Origin of the sequence: Streptomyces sp. NPDC032472 (genome assembly GCF_040636955.1) — a bacterium.
Lineage (GTDB): Bacteria > Actinomycetota > Actinomycetes > Streptomycetales > Streptomycetaceae > Streptomyces.
The window spans coordinates 24,406-38,180 of the sequence record NZ_JBEZVK010000044.1 but is presented as its reverse complement, the minus strand read 5'-3'; the positions used below and the strand labels follow the sequence as shown (position 1 = coordinate 38,180).

General features: G+C 72.3%; 12 protein-coding genes. 4 read left to right on the top strand and 8 right to left on the bottom strand.

Going from position 1 to position 13,775, the window contains the following annotated elements; genetic code table 11:
- Positions 1-64: 64 nt before the first annotated feature.
- A complete protein-coding gene (locus AB0F11_RS26355; RefSeq protein WP_362178442.1) occupies positions 65-2,488 on the bottom strand; it encodes a BTAD domain-containing putative transcriptional regulator in 2,424 nt (807 codons plus the stop codon).
- A 559-nt stretch (positions 2,489-3,047) separates the two neighbouring features.
- Here AB0F11_RS26355 and AB0F11_RS26350 point away from each other — a divergent pair.
- The 4 genes from AB0F11_RS26350 to AB0F11_RS26335 all read left to right on the top strand — a co-directional run bounded on the left by AB0F11_RS26350 (position 3,048) and on the right by AB0F11_RS26335 (position 7,017).
- The gene (locus AB0F11_RS26350; RefSeq protein ID WP_362178439.1) at positions 3,048-3,452 is read left to right on the top strand and encodes a nuclear transport factor 2 family protein; all 405 of its coding nucleotides are present in this window, start codon (positions 3,048-3,050) and stop codon (positions 3,450-3,452) included.
- 91 nt (positions 3,453-3,543) lie between these two features.
- Positions 3,544-5,331 carry a fatty acyl-AMP ligase gene (locus tag AB0F11_RS26345; RefSeq protein ID WP_362178436.1) on the top strand — a complete coding sequence of 596 codons (1,788 nt, stop codon included), beginning with the start codon at positions 3,544-3,546 and terminating at the stop codon, positions 5,329-5,331.
- Positions 5,331-6,332 carry a beta-ketoacyl-ACP synthase III gene (locus tag AB0F11_RS26340; protein ID WP_362178433.1) on the top strand — a complete coding sequence of 334 codons (1,002 nt, stop codon included), beginning with the start codon at positions 5,331-5,333 and terminating at the stop codon, positions 6,330-6,332. Before AB0F11_RS26345 ends, AB0F11_RS26340 begins: the two co-directional genes overlap by 1 nt.
- Positions 6,333-6,342: 10 nt before the next feature.
- Entirely contained in the window at positions 6,343-7,017 is a 675-nt protein-coding gene (locus tag AB0F11_RS26335; protein ID WP_362178430.1) for a 4'-phosphopantetheinyl transferase superfamily protein, read from the top strand.
- Between the two features lie 74 nt (positions 7,018-7,091).
- Here AB0F11_RS26335 and AB0F11_RS26330 read toward each other — a convergent pair whose 3' ends face one another.
- The 7 genes from AB0F11_RS26330 to AB0F11_RS26300 form a co-directional block, all read right to left on the bottom strand.
- The gene (locus AB0F11_RS26330; RefSeq protein WP_362178427.1) at positions 7,092-7,562 is read right to left on the bottom strand and encodes a VOC family protein; all 471 of its coding nucleotides are present in this window, start codon (positions 7,560-7,562) and stop codon (positions 7,092-7,094) included.
- Positions 7,563-7,608: 46 nt separating this feature from the next.
- Positions 7,609-8,694, bottom strand: a complete 1,086-nt coding sequence (locus AB0F11_RS26325) for a histidinol-phosphate transaminase (RefSeq protein ID WP_362178424.1) — start codon at positions 8,692-8,694, stop codon at positions 7,609-7,611.
- Positions 8,691-9,071 carry a cupin domain-containing protein gene (locus AB0F11_RS26320; RefSeq protein ID WP_362178422.1) on the bottom strand — a complete coding sequence of 127 codons (381 nt, stop codon included), beginning with the start codon at positions 9,069-9,071 and terminating at the stop codon, positions 8,691-8,693. Before AB0F11_RS26320 ends, AB0F11_RS26325 begins: the two co-directional genes overlap by 4 nt.
- Positions 9,068-10,105, bottom strand: a complete 1,038-nt coding sequence (locus tag AB0F11_RS26315) for a class I SAM-dependent methyltransferase (protein ID WP_362178419.1) — start codon at positions 10,103-10,105, stop codon at positions 9,068-9,070. Before AB0F11_RS26315 ends, AB0F11_RS26320 begins: the two co-directional genes overlap by 4 nt.
- An 82-nt stretch (positions 10,106-10,187) precedes the next feature.
- Positions 10,188-11,405, bottom strand: a complete 1,218-nt coding sequence (locus tag AB0F11_RS26310; RefSeq protein WP_362178417.1) for an FAD-binding oxidoreductase — start codon at positions 11,403-11,405, stop codon at positions 10,188-10,190.
- Complete coding sequence (locus AB0F11_RS26305) at positions 11,308-12,273, bottom strand: hypothetical protein (RefSeq protein WP_362178414.1); 966 nt, start codon at positions 12,271-12,273, stop codon at positions 11,308-11,310. The genes AB0F11_RS26310 and AB0F11_RS26305 overlap by 98 nt, the downstream gene beginning before the upstream one ends.
- A gap of 270 nt (positions 12,274-12,543) precedes the next feature.
- Positions 12,544-13,653 (bottom strand): FAD-binding oxidoreductase, encoded by a 1,110-nt coding sequence (locus AB0F11_RS26300; protein WP_362178411.1) that lies wholly within the window; start codon positions 13,651-13,653, stop codon positions 12,544-12,546.
- Positions 13,654-13,775 lie beyond the last annotated feature (122 nt).

The following is a 13,775-nucleotide window of genomic DNA, read 5'->3' as shown; positions in this document are numbered from 1 at the left end:
GTGCCCACGCGGGCAAGACGGCGGAGGCCCGGTCGGTCGATCCGACCGGGCCTCCGCGTTCTCCTCAGCCGGCCGTCCGGCAGGGCCTCCCGGCCACGCGGACGTACCGCGGCCGGTGGATGGAGAGCACCGAGCGCAGATAGCTGCGCCGCTCGTCCTGCCGGTCGCCGAGGCCGATCCGCAGCGCCCTGCGGAACCACTTCCCGCCGTCCTTCGCCTCCGCCTTCGGGTCGTCCGGCAGCAGGCAGTCGAGCAGCTCGTCCACCGCGGCGTCCGACAGCGGGTCGAGGGTGAGCGTGGTGACGTGGCGCTTTCCGCCTCCCCACTCCGGGCGCAGCTGCAGCAACTCCGGGCGGGCCGTGGCCACCACGAGCAGCGGGACGCCGGAGAAGTCCGCCAGCCCGGCGACGAAGTCCAGCACCGCCCCGTCGGCCTGGTGCAGGTCGTCCACGAGCAGGAGGAGCGGCCGTTCGAGCGCGGTGGTCTCCAGGAACCGGCGCCAGGGCTCCAGCTCCTCGGGTACGCCCGCCGCGTCGGGATCGGTGTACTGGCCGAGGCATTCCAGCAGCCGGGCCGCGCGCTGTTCGTCGTCGACCAGCCGGTCCACGGCGAGGGTCACCTTGTCCCGGGCCACCGCGGGCGGGTCCGCCGGGTCGACCTGGCACAGCGCATGCACCAGCTGCCGCTGCATCTCGAAGACACCGCCGGCGGGGGCCGAGCCGGGCCCGCGGGACAGGCTCAGGCGGGCGACGTACGCGCGGGCGCCGACGGTGCGCCCGAACTCGGCGAGGAAGCGCGTCTTGCCGATGCCGGGGTCGCCGAGGACCGTGACCACGTGGGGTGTCGCCCGGTACCGGGCCCGCTCCAGCAGTCCGGTCAGCACCGACAGCTCGGACTCCCGTTCCACCGTGGGCATCCTGAGGCTGCCGACGTACTCCCGGCGGATGCCCTGGACCGTCCAGTGCCTCCCGCCGTCGCCGTCGGTCGGGTTGCGGTAGCCGATCATCGCCTCGGTGGCCGTGCGCGTGGCGTCGCAGGCGCGGATCTCGCCGGCCTGGGCGCGGGAGAGCAGCGAGTCGCAGCTGTTGAGGAGTTTGCCGTTGATGGACGAGGGCTGCTCGCGGTCGTCGGGCCGGTAGCGCAGCACGGCCTCGCCGGTGGCGACCGCGGCCCGGAAGGACAGGGCGTCGCGGAGGGCGGGCGGCGCGGCGGGCAGGACGGCGGAGCGCAGGCCGTCCTGGGTCGCGAGGGCGGCGAGCACCGCCCGTTCGGCGTGTTCGGCGCCTTCCTCGCCGGTGTCGAAGAGCGCCATCAGGATCGATCCGATGGCCGCGGTGACCCGGCCGCCGAAGTACTCGATGTTCTGGTGGATCCACCGGGAGGCGCCTTCCAGCAGCTCGTCGACGACCTCGGCGTCGCCCTCCACGCCGCTGGTGTCGAACTGGGTCCGCATCAACAGGACGCTGACCTTCCGGCGGGTGGCCGCCTCCCGGTCCGGCCCGGGCCGCGGGCGCGTCGGCCGCGCGCCCTCCTGCGCCGGAACCGCCTCCGCGGCGGCCGCGGGCTCACGGCCGGGTACGGGCACGGGTGCTGGTGCGGGTACGGGTACGGCCACCGGCAGCGGCACCGGTACGGGCGCAGGGGCGGCAGGGGCGGGGGCGGGGGCGGGCCGGGGTGCCGTGGCCGGGACCACCGCGGCGGCCGGCTCGGGCAGGCGGTGCACGGGGGCGTCGGGCCGGTGGGCTTCGCCGCCGGGCGCGTTCAGCCGGGGATCGTGGTTCAGGATGCCCTGCTGGAGCGCCTGGAGCTCCCGGCCGGGCTCCAGGCCCAGCTCCTCCACCAGCACCGACCGCACCCTGCTGTACACGCCCAGCGCGTCCGCCTGGCGGCCGCTGCGGTACAGGGCCAGCATGAGCTGGCCGCTGGAGCGCTCCCGCAGGGCGGTGTCCTCGACCATCGCCTCCAGCTCGCCGAGCACCGCGTGGTGGCGGCCGAGGGCGAGCTCGGCGTCGAAGTAGTCCTCCATGGCACCCAGCCGGGCGTTCTGGACGGCGGAGAGCTCGGGCCAGGCGATGCCCGCTTCGACCAGGTCCGCCAGGACCGGGCCCCGCCATAAGTCCAGCGCCTGCCGTAACAGGACGGCGGCGTCCTGCGCCCTGCCCGCGGCGAGGGCCTCACGGCCGCGCTCTGCCATGGCCTGGAAGCGGTAGAGGTCGACGTCTGCGGGGTCGACGGTGAGCTTGTAGCCGGGCGGCTGGGTCACCAGCGGGCTCGGCCCTCCCTCCGGACCGGACGGGGTGAGGGCCCGGCGCAGCCCCCAGACGGCGTTCTGCAGGATCTTGCGCGCCGACATCGGCGCATCGTCGACGGCCCACAGGGCCTCCAGCAGTTGGCTGGTGGACACCACCCGGTTCGCCTGCAGGAGCAGGTAGCCGAGCGTTGCCCGCTGCTTGGTGCCTCCCAGGCCGAGAGGACAGCCCTCATCCAAAGCCTCCAGAGGACCCAGGACGCGAAATTGCACAGCTCCCCCTATTCGCTCACACGACACGTTGACCGACAGCCCTCGGAGTAAAGGAGAGAACGACTCACCGATTCCGCCGCGCACTTCCCCGTTGAATGTGCGGCAAACGGACCGGACATGCCCGGTCCCACCGGAGTCCTTTCGGCCATCCGTGGCGACTTCCGGCCGATCTCCGCCATGCCGGCCGACGCCGCACCGTCGGCGCGGTGCCCGCCCCCCGCATGGCCAGACACTCCTTCCCCACCAGTAACACAACTTGACCATAAGCCAGTTGCCGACCTAGAGGTAAGTGCTGACTTGAAGGTAACCACTTACCGCGAGGTAAGCGTCCAGGGGATTGCGGCCGGGGGCTGCGGGCGAGGCATGGATCCCTCCCCATCGCCGGGTAACCGGCAGCTCACCGCCCTTCCGGGCGCCGTGGTTACCCCACCGTGACCGGCTCCGGACCGCATTCGACCAAGCTGCTGCACGCCGCAATTCTGCCAACCGGCACGTGCCCGCGGAGAGATGGGGAGCAGAAAATTCCATGAGCAATCTCATAGACTTCGAGATTTCCGAGGATCCGGACAAGCTCAACGAGCTGTTCGTCCGCATCTTCAACTCGGGCGACGGAGCGCTGTACGACTCCATGTACACCGATGACGCGGTCTCCAACATCTCCGGAGCCCCCCTGTCGGGCCCGGAGCGCACCGCGTTCTTCAAGGAGTTCCTCGCCTCCGGACCGAGGATCGACTCCAAGGTGCTGCAGACGTACACGACCGGCGACACCTCGCTGCTGATCGTGGACTACAAGCTCGACGTCCCGACCCCCGACGGCCAGACGGTGCACATGCACGGCACCTGCACCGACGTGCTGATCCGCAACGAGAACGGCGAGTGGCGCCTGGCCGTCGACCGTCCGGTCCCGGAAGGGGAGCCGGAAGCCGCCTAGGCAGGCCCCGCCGCCGACCGCCTGCCGCTGCGCGCGGGTCGGCCTTCCCGCGCGCAGCGGCACCCCGACCGGCCGACAAGGAGATCTGACCGTGAGCACCACCGGACCGCATCCCCACACGGACGTCACCACACTTCCCGACGCCCTGCGGCTGCGCAGCGAAAAGCAGCCCGACGAAACCGCCTACGTCTTCCTGCGCAACGGCGAGGAACCGCACGAGACGCTCACCTACCGGGCGCTGCACGAGGATGCCGGCCGCCGGGCCGCGGCGTTCGCGGCCGCCGGACTCTCCGGCCGCAGCGCCGTCCTGCTCTACCCCTCGGGCCTGGAGTTCGTACGGACCCTCCTCGGGTGCATGTACGGACGCGTGGCCGGCGCCCCGGTGCAGGTGCCCCGGCGCCGGGAGGAGGTCGAGCGGCTGCGCCGCATCGCCGACGACGCGGGCACCTCGACCGTGCTGACCACCGCCGAGGCCGCCCGCGAGCTGCGGGAGCGGTTCGGTGACCTGCCCGACCTGGCCGGGCTCACCCTGCTGGCCACGGACACCGCCGTGTACGAGCCGGCCGCGCAGCCGCCGGCGCCGCCGGGCCCCGGGGACATCGCGCTGCTCCAGTACACCTCCGGCTCGACCGGCGACCCCAAGGGGGTCGTGGTCAGCCACGCCAACTTCCTGGCCAACGTGGTGGAGACGGACGAGCTGTGGCCGTGCGAGCCGGACGGCACGGTCGTGAACTGGCTGCCCCTCTTCCACGACATGGGCATGCTCTTCGGGGTCGTGCTCCCCCTGTGGGCCGGCATCCCCTCGTACCTGATGGCCCCGGAGTCGTTCATCCGCCGCCCGGCCCGCTGGCTGGAGGCCATCGCCCGGTTCGGCGGCACCCACGCGGCGGCGCCCAGCTTCGCCTACGAGCTGTGCGCGCGGGCCGCCGCAGAGGGCAGGACCGGCGCCGTCGGCGACCTGTCGCGCTGGCGGGTGGCCGCCAACGGCGCCGAGCCGGTGCGCTGGTCCACGATCCGGTCCTTCACCGACGCCTTCGCACCGTACGGCTTCGACCCGCGCGCCATGTGCCCCGGCTACGGCCTGGCGGAGAACACCCTCAAGGCCACGGGCAGCCGCCAGGACCGCGAGCCCTCCGTGCTCTGGCTGTCCGCCGAGGGCCTGCGCGAGGGCCGCGCACAGCCCGTCGGCGAGCGGGCCGAGGGAGCCGTGCCCCTGGTCGGCAGCGGAGGCACGGTCGGCCGCACCCGGGTCCGGATCGTGGACCCGGCCACCCGGCGGGGCCTGCCCGAGGGGCGCGTCGGCGAGATCTGGGTCGACGGGCCCTGTGTGGCGGGGGGTTACCTCGGCCGCCGGGAGGCGAGCGAGGAGACGTTCCGGGCCCGGGTCGCGGGCGAGGACGGCCCTGCCGGCAGCACCCACCTGCGCACCGGCGACCTCGGCTTCCTGTACGGCGGCGAGCTGTACGTCACCGGTCGGCTGAAGGACGTCATCATCCGCAAGGGCCGCAACCACTACCCGCAGGACATCGAGCTGTCCGCCGAGCGCGCCGTGCCGGGCCTGCACCCCAACTGCGCGGCCGCCTTCTCCAGCGACGACGGCGGGCGCGAGCGGCTCGTGGTGGTCGTCGAGACCGACGGCCGGCTGCTGAACTCCCTCGGCGCCGACGCCCTGCTGCGCCGCGTGCACGAGGCGGTACGCGAGGGGCAGCGGATCACTCCGGACGAGGTCCTCGTCGTACGGCGCGGGACGCTGCCGAAGACCTCCAGCGGCAAGGTGCAGCGCCGGGCCTGCAAGCGGCGCTACGAGAACGGCGAGCTGGAGCCCGCCACCGTGGCGGCGGGCACGGCCGCCGCGACCGTCGCCGCCGGGGAGGCGTGATGGGCCGCCTCCGCACGCCCCGGCGCAGCCCCGGCTCCCGCATCCTCGGCATCGGCACGTACCGGCCGACGCGGGTGGTGGACAACGCGGAGGTCTGCGCGCGCATCGACTCCAGCGACGAGTGGATCCGCCGCCGGTCCGGCATCGTCACCCGGCGCTTCGCCGGCCCCGGGGAGACGGTCATCACCATGGCGGCCGAGGCGGCCCGCAAGGCGATGGCCCAGTCCGGCACCCATCCCGGCGACGTCGGCATGGTGCTGCTGGCCACGATGTCCTTCCTGGAACAGGCCCCGGCCGCGGCGCCCCGCGTCGCGCACCTGCTGGGCGCCCGCTCCGCCGGCAGCCTGGACGTCTCGGCCGCCTGCTCGGGCTTCTGCTACGCGCTGGGCCTGGCCGACGCGCTGGTCCGCTCCGGGGACGCCCGCACCGTCGTGGTGGTCGGCTCGGAGAGGATGAGCGACATCGTCGACCCCGAGGACCGCGGCACCGCGTTCCTGTTCGGCGACGGCGCGGGGGCGGTCGTGGTCGGTCCGTCCGAGACGCCCGGCATCGGCCCGGTGGTGTGGGGCTCCGACGGGGAACGCCACCACATGATCGCCCATGACCGGACCTGGCCGGCGGACCGCGACGCCCCGCACGATCCGTGGCCGGCGCTGCGGATGAGCGGTCCGGAGGTGTTCCGCTGGGCGACCCGCGTGGTCCCGGAGATCTCCCGGCAGGCCCTCGACAAGGCGGGGCTGGACGTCGCCGACCTGGACGCCTTCGTTCCGCACCAGGCCAACGCCCGGATCGTCGACGCCGCCGCGAGGTCCCTCGGCCTCGCCCCGCACACCGCCGTGGCCAAGGACGTCGTCACCGCCGGCAACACCTCCGCCGCGTCCGTCCCGCTCGCGCTCGATGCGCTGCTGTCCCAGGGCCCGGTGCCCAGTGGCGGGCTCGCCCTGCTCGTCGGCTTCGGTGCGGGCCTGGCGCACGCGGCCCAGGTGGTGGCGCTGCCGTGACGGGGCCCGAATGCTGAGTCGGCTGCTGCCCGCGGCGGTCGCCGTCGTGGCCTGCCGCTGGGACCCGCCGGAGGCACAGCTGTATCCGGAGGAGGCCGCGGTGGTCCGGCACGCCGTGGACAAGCGGCGCAGGGAGTTCACCACGGTCCGGCACTGCGCCCGCCGGGCGCTGGGCCGGCTGGGGCTGCCCCACGGCCCCGTGCTGCCCGACCGGCACGGCGCGCCGCGCTGGCCATCCGCCGTGGTCGGCAGCCTCACCCACTGCGAGGGGTACCGGGCCGCCGCGCTCGCCCGCGCGAGCGAGCTCGCGATGCTCGGCATCGACGTGGAACCGCACGAGCCGCTCCCCGCGGGAGTGCTCGACGCCATCGCCCGGCCCGCCGAGCGGAGCTGGATCCGCTCGGCGCCGCCGGGCACGCACTGGGACCGGCTGCTGTTCAGCGCGAAGGAGGCCGTGTACAAGGCGTGGTACCCGCGCTTCGGTGAGCAGCTGGAGTTCACGCAGGCCGAGCTGCGCCTCGATCCGGCCGGCACCTTCACGGCCCGGCTGCTGACCCGTCCGGCGGATCCGACTGCCGCCCGGGGCGTGCCGGATCCCCTGACGGGCCGCTGGCTGACCGGGGGCGGGCTGGTCTTCACCGCGCTCGCGGTCCCGAGCCCGGGGCCGGCGCCGCTGCGGCCCTGACGCCGGACGCCCAGCACGGGCGCCCCGCACCCCCGGGCGGGAGGGCGGGGCGTCCGCGTCGGCGGGCGTCCGCCTCAGGCGCCGACCGCTTTGCGCATGTGCTCGGCGGCGCGCCGCTCGAAGTCGTCCGGGTGGACGTCCTCGATGTGGGTGGCGATCGTCCAGCGGTGGCCGAACGGGTCGAGCACCTGGCCCGTGCGGTCGCCGAAGAAGTGGTCCTGGACCTCGCGCTGCTGCGTGGCCCCGGCCTTCAGGGCGCGGGCGAAGACGGCGTCGACGTCCTCGACGAACAGGTACAGGGTGACCGGGGTGCCGCCGACGGCGTGGGGGCCGAGCAGGCCGGCCTCCCGCAGCTCGTCGGAGAGCATCACGATCGTGCTGCCGATCCGTATCTGCGCGTGCATGATCTTGCCGTTGGGTGCGGTGGACCGGGCGAGCTCCTCGGCCCCGAACGCCTCGGTGTAGAAGGCGATCGCCTCGCTCGCCCCGTCCACGGCCAGGTAGGCCGTCAGCTCGGCGTATCCGTCGGGAATCGGTTGGACCATTCTTTGACCTCCGTGTTGTTCGGTGACCCCGGTAACCTCGGGGAATTCAGGGACTGCGGGGACTCGACGGCCGGGCGGCGGTGAGCCTGTCGAGTGCGTCGAGGAAGCGCTGCAGCTCCCGCTCCGTGCCGAGCGAGACGCGCAGGTGGCCGGGGAAACCGAACATGCCGGTGTCCCGCACGAGGATGCCGTGCTCCTTGGCGAGGAGGTCCTGCGCAGTGGCCGAGTCCTCGACCCGGACCGCGACGAAGTTGGTCTCCGAGGGCACGTACCGGTATCCGCGCCGCTCCAGTTCGGCGTGGAACCAGTGCCGCCGCTGCGCGGTGCTCTCCCGGATCTGGCGCAGGAACCCCTGGTCGGCAAGTGCGGCCAGGGCTCCGGCCTGGGCGACGCGGTTGACGCTGAAGGGCAGGACGTTCAGCGTGCGGCGGACCTCCGCGATCAGATCGGCCCGGCCGACGGCGTACCCGATGCGCAGCGCGGCCAGCCCGTACGCCTTGGAGAACGTGCGCAGCGCGAGGACCGGCGCGCCCCGGTCGAGGAAGTCCCTCGTCTGGGGCAGGCCCGGGTCGCCGAACTCCTGGTACGCCTCGTCGAACACCAGCGGTACCCCGCCGGCGTCCGCCGCGGCGACCAGCCGCGCGAAGTCCTCCCGGGCCAGTGCGGTCCCGGACGGGTTGTGCGGGTTGCACACGTATCCGATGCCGTGTTCCGGGAGCCTGTCCGCGAAGTCCGCGACGTCGACGGCGCCGTCGCGCAGCGGCCGTGCGACCGACCCGCGGCCGATGCGTTCGAGGACCTCCGGATAGCCGGGGAAGGTGCCCTCGCTGACCAGGCCGGGGCGTGCGAGGTCCCCGAGGCTCAGTGCGGTGGCCAGCACCAGCTCGTCGCTGCCGTTGGCCACCGCGATCTGGTCCTCGCCGACGCCCCAGTGCGCGGCGAGCGCCGCCACGAGGGTCTCCCGCTGCGGCGCCGGGTAGCGGTGCACCCGTTCCAGCGCCGTCGTCGCCGCCGCCACTGCCGCGGGGCTGGCGCCGTACGGGCTCTCGCTCAGGTGCAGTCGCACCATCGTGTCGGCGTCCGGGAAGCTGGTGTTGTAGACCTTCGGCTGCGGCCGTACGGGTGCGGTCACAGCCGGGATCCCAGCAGGACGCCGAAGCAGTAACTGCCCACCACCGCTTCCTTGGTGAGGAAGAAGTGCTCGCTACCGGCCGGGATGCGCATCACGGCGGGCGAGGTCAGCTCGTGGAGGACCCCGTCCAGGTGGACCTCGATACGGGCCTGCCCGGGCTCCGGCGAGATCAGGAAGTAGATCTCGTCGACCTCGTGGGTGTGGGGCGCGGCGACCGGCTTGTCGACGAGCGTGCTGAGCTCGCCGCCCGCGATCTGCACCGGCATGCCGCCGAACATCTCCGCCGTGAGGTAGAAGGGCGCCGGCTGGTGGTGCCCCGCCACCGAGAGCGGGATGGGCAGCGCGGAGACGATCTCCGCGGTGGTCGTCCCGCTCACGCCGCCTCCAGCACGAAGAGGTAGGTGTGCGGGGCGCCGAAGGGAACCGCGCTGCGCAGGTGCATGCCGCCCTTGGCGAAGAGCTCCTCGTAGGCCTCGCGGGTGTAGATGGGCACGCCCATGAGGGCGTGGGCCAGTTCGAAGCCGCTGGAGAAGATCGGCAGGGTGTCCTCGCCGCTCCTCGGCCTGACGGTGGTGTCGCCCAGCAGGAACGTGTTGGCCTTGGGGAAGGCCTCGCGCAGCCGGGGGATCACCTGGTCGCGGCGCTCGGGGTCGACGAGGAGGTCGTGCAGGAACATGAAGCTCATGACGACGTCGGCCTCGTCGGCGCCCTCGACGCGGTGGTCGTTGAACAGGATGTCGAGCACGTCCGCGCACACCGGCTCGACGGTGCCGCGCAGGCCGTACCGCTCGACGGTCTCGGCCCCGAGCTCGGTGGCGGACTTGCTGATGTCGATGCCGATGCCACGGCTTCCGGGGCGCGCCTTCACCAGGCGGGAGACCCGCTCGCTGACGCCGGCCCCGAGGTCGACGAGGGTGGTGAAGTCGAGCCGGGAGATCTCCTGGTCCAGGAGGTGCCGCATGAGCGCGGAGTCCGCCTGGGCCGAGCCGAGCGCCACCATGCCCTCGTCGCGGTGGAGGTCCGCGCCGAACCGGCGCTCCCCGCGGGCGACGGCGGCGGCGTTCGCGAAGACGTCGTGGTAGCCGCCGACGCCCCAGGTGAAGAAGCCGATCGCCTGGCGGACCTCCTCCCCGGTGCGGGTCGCGCGGACGCGGTCTCCGCTCACGGCCAGGTATCCGAAGGATTCCGCGGCGCGGACCAGGGCGTGGACGACGGCGTGGTCCAGGTGGTGTTCACGGCAGAACGAGGGCACCTCCAAGGAGCCTTCGTCCTCCAGTCTGCGCAGCAGCCCGAGGCGCTCCAGTGCGTGCAGGACGTGCGCGCAGACGAATCCGTTGAAGGCGGTGTCGGGGTTGAGCGGGGTCGGCGCCTCGCCCTGCCACGGGGCGGTCAGCGTGTGTACCGGCGACAATGGTCTACTCCTCTCAGGAATGCGGCGGGCGGGGCGGTGGGGGCTCCGCCCGCCGCGAGCAGGACCGGGTCGGAAGGCCGGGTCAGAAGGCCTCGAGCCGGGCCAGGTTGGTGGCCAGGGAGTACGGGGTGAGGTCGACGCCCGGCGACTTGCCGAGGTGGAGGTCCCGGACGATCTGGCCGGCGAGGGGCGCCTGGGCCAGGCCGTGACCGGTGAATCCGGCGGCGAAGAGGATGCGCTCGTGCTTGCCGCTGCCCTTGCCGATGATGGCCGACTTCGTGGGCGTGACGTCCAGGGTGCCGGTCCAGGCGCTGTGCAGCGTGAGCCCTTCGAGCTGGGGGTACCACTTCGGCAGCTCGTCGACGGCGGCCTGGTACCAGATGTCCCGCAGGCCGTCCTGCTTCGAGATGCGCTCCAGGCCGACGAGGACCGCCTTGCCCATGCCCATCGTCTTCAGCCCGGACACCGGGTGGAAGGTGAACGGCAGGTTGTGGATGTCGCGGTCGGTGCGGACCGGGTCGGAGTGCAGCAGCTCGGCGAACTGCCCCCATACCGGCAGGTCCAGGCCGGCCAGCTTGGCGACGTCGCCGCTGAACGGGCCGGCCGCGATGACGATGGACTCCGCGGTGAAGTCGCCCGCCGTGGTGGTGACCACGCCGCTGTCGGCGTCGATGCCGGTCACGGAGACCTGGGAGTACAGGCGCGCGCCGTGCCGCTCCGCGGCCTCGGCGTACCCGCGGACGATCGCCTCCGGCTTGATGCGGTACGTCGCCGGGTTCCAGACCGCGGCCTCGATCGTGTCGGGGTCCAGCCAGGGGTTGAGCTCGACGGCCCGCGCGGCCGTGATCATCTCCACGGCGGCTCCGGCCTCGCGGTGGTCCGCGAGGTCGGCCTCCAGCTCGGCCGCCTGCTGCGGGCTGGTGAGGATCGTCAGCAGCCCCAGGTCCTGCAGCCCGACGTCGACGCCCGTGTCCGCGGCGAACTGCCGGAATTCCGCGAGGCTGCGCGTGGCCAGCTCGGAGTCGTGGGGCTTGCGGGGGAAATAGGTACGGAAGGCGCGGGCGGTCTGGGAGGTGGTCCGGGAACCGAACTGGTTCTTCTCCACGAGGACGACGTCGACGCCCGCCTTGGCAGCGTGGTAGGCGATGGAGGTGCCGATCACCCCTCCGCCGATGACCAGCATTTCCGCCGTGTTCTTCTGCTCAGACATGCGCGCCCCTCGTGATGGTCGGACGGTAGGTCCAGTTGTCTCCTTCGATGTCCCACGGGAACAGCTGGAGGTTCCAGGCACCGAGGGCATTGACGTACGTCGCCATCTGCGCCATCAGCGCGACGAAATCCTCGCGCGTGGTGATGACGTCGAATGCGGCGACGACTTCCCTGGTGATGTCCCAAAGGGTGTTCATTCCGCAGTAGCCGAGGAATTCGGTCGGCTTGACGAGGAGGATCCGGGCCAGCTCGATCAGCGAGGACAGCGGCATGTCGATGTTGCGGCCGGCCCGCACCAGGGCGGTGTAGTTCACGTAGCCCAGCGGCCGGGTCTCGCCGTTCACGGCGACCAGCGTCGTCAGGACCGAGTTCTTCGTCCCGGCCCCGGAGGTGCCGCGGGACTTGCCCTCGTGGATGTCGAGCAGCTCGTCGGTCGGGTCGACCAGCACCCGCTCGGTCTCCGCGGCGATCCGCTCGATCAGGTCGCGCAGCTTGTCGGAGCCGACGTCGACCCGCCGTACGCCGTGGCCGGCCGGCCCGTCGACCCGCCGGACGTGGGCGATCACCGGCTCGCCGTTGCCGTACACCGACTCCCAGATCATCTGGCCGATCTTCGGCAGCGAGTCCACGTCCTCGGGGACGACGCGGCCGATCGGCGAGGTCGGCATCGGCTCGGTCAGCTCGCCGTACTTGATCGTCAGGTGCTGCACGGCGGAGAGGAACACCGTGCCGTTGGGCTGGATCTTGCGGTCCACCTTGTAGTCCGGCACCGCGTGCAGCAGATCGTGCGCCGGCGGGACGTGGTACATGCAGTCGCCCGCCACGAGCGCGTGGCCCTGAAGGGTCCGGTACGGCAGTGATGCCCACAGCGGCTCGACCAGATCCGAGTTGCGTCCCTCGTCGAGAGTGATACGAACCTTGGCGCCGATCGGCTCCCAGGCGATCTCAATTTGTCGCATTGTGCTCCTAGCTCCTTCTAATCGGCCCTGTCGCTGACGAGAGCGGGGAGTTGGATACCACCAACGGGCAGGATGCCGTCGCAAATCGAATATAAGAACGGCGACTTTCGGTCGGCCGATCGGACCGGGTTTTCTGTCATCTCGGAAATTGTTTGTCATTTTCCGGCGCGCGAGACACTCCAGGAATGCAAAATTCCGGTGCCCGCGCGGCGGACACCGGAATTCAAGGGGTGTGGACGAATGGAAAGAAGGGCGAATAAAGGCCGGTCGTCAGGCCCCGTTGTGTGCGAGCGAGAACGGCGTGAGGTCGACGCCGGGATGGCGGCCGAGGTGGAGGTCGCGGACGATCCGGCCGGCGGCGGGCGCCTGGCCGAGCTCGTGGCCGCTGAACCCGGTGGCGAAGAGGATCCGTTCGTTCGGACCGTCCGCCCGGCCGATGAGCGCCGTCTTGGAGGGGGTGACCTCCAGGGTCCCGGTCCAGGCGCTGTGCAGTGTCACGTCGCGCAGGCGCGGGTAGCGCTGCGCCACTTCATCGGCGGCCTCCTCGTGCCAGACCGCCCGCAGGCCGGGATCGTCGCCGAAGCGTTCGAGCCCCACCAGGAACGAGGGGCCCATGGCCATCGTCTTCAGGCCGGCCGCGGGGTGGAAGGTGAACGGCGCCGTGACGTCGCCGCCGTCGTCGCCGACCGGGTCGGTACGGAACAGTTCGGCGAACTGGTCGCGCAGCGGAAGCTTCAGCCCGGTCAGCTCGGCGATGTCGCCGCTGCCCTGCGCGTCCGCGATGACGACCGCCTCGGCGGTGAACTCGCCCGCGGTGGTGGCGACACGGCCGGACGCGGCGTCCAGTGCCGTCACGCGGGCCCCGGTGACCGTGCGCACGCCGTGCTTCCGCGCGCCCTCGGTATAGCCGCGCAGGACCTCGTCCGCCCTGAGGTGCATCATCTGCGGACACCAGATACCCGCCTCGATGCCCGCCGGATCCAGCCAGGGGTTGCGCGCGGCGACCTGTGCGGCGGTCAGCAGCTCCAGCTCCACCCCGGCGTCGCGCTGGGCGGGCAGCTCCGCCTCCAGCTCGGCGGCCTGCTCGGCCGTGGCGGCCACGACGAGCATTCCGGTCTGTGTGAGCCCGAGATCGGCGCCCAGGGTGCTGCCGAAGGCACGGAAGTCGGCCAGGCTGCGCGCCACCAGCTCGGAGTCGTGGACCTGGCCGGGAAAATACGTACGAAATGCGCCGGCAGTCTGTGTCGCGGTCCCTGCGGACCCTTCCCGTTCCAGCCGGACGACGTCGACACCCGCCTCCGCGGCGTGGTAAGCGATGGACGCGGCGACCACCCCGGTGCCGATGACCAGTAATCCTGTGCCGTTCTTCTGCTCGGACATGCAAATCTCCCGTGATGTGGCCGACGGACCGAATCATGGGGAGGGGGTCGGGAACCGGTCAAAGAACGCCGGCGCCCCTGTGTCAGGTTCACGACCGCTTCCCCAACCGCGAGTTGACAGAA

Bases quoted from the DNA above. Each gene is read 5' to 3' on its own strand.
- AB0F11_RS26340 (WP_362178433.1), top strand. From the start codon at position 5,331: ATGGGCCGCCTCCGCACGCCCCGGCGCAGCCCCGGCTCCCGCATCCTC.
- AB0F11_RS26305 (WP_362178414.1), bottom strand. From the start codon at position 12,273: ATGCGACAAATTGAGATCGCCTGGGAGCCGATCGGCGCCAAGGTTCGT.
- AB0F11_RS26335 (WP_362178430.1), top strand. From the start codon at position 6,343: ATGCTGAGTCGGCTGCTGCCCGCGGCGGTCGCCGTCGTGGCCTGCCGC.
- AB0F11_RS26300 (WP_362178411.1), bottom strand. From the start codon at position 13,653: ATGTCCGAGCAGAAGAACGGCACAGGATTACTGGTCATCGGCACCGGG.
- AB0F11_RS26310 (WP_362178417.1), bottom strand. From the start codon at position 11,405: ATGCCCTCGGTGCCTGGAACCTCCAGCTGTTCCCGTGGGACATCGAAG.
- AB0F11_RS26330 (WP_362178427.1), bottom strand. From the start codon at position 7,562: ATGGTCCAACCGATTCCCGACGGATACGCCGAGCTGACGGCCTACCTG.
- AB0F11_RS26350 (WP_362178439.1), top strand. From the start codon at position 3,048: ATGAGCAATCTCATAGACTTCGAGATTTCCGAGGATCCGGACAAGCTC.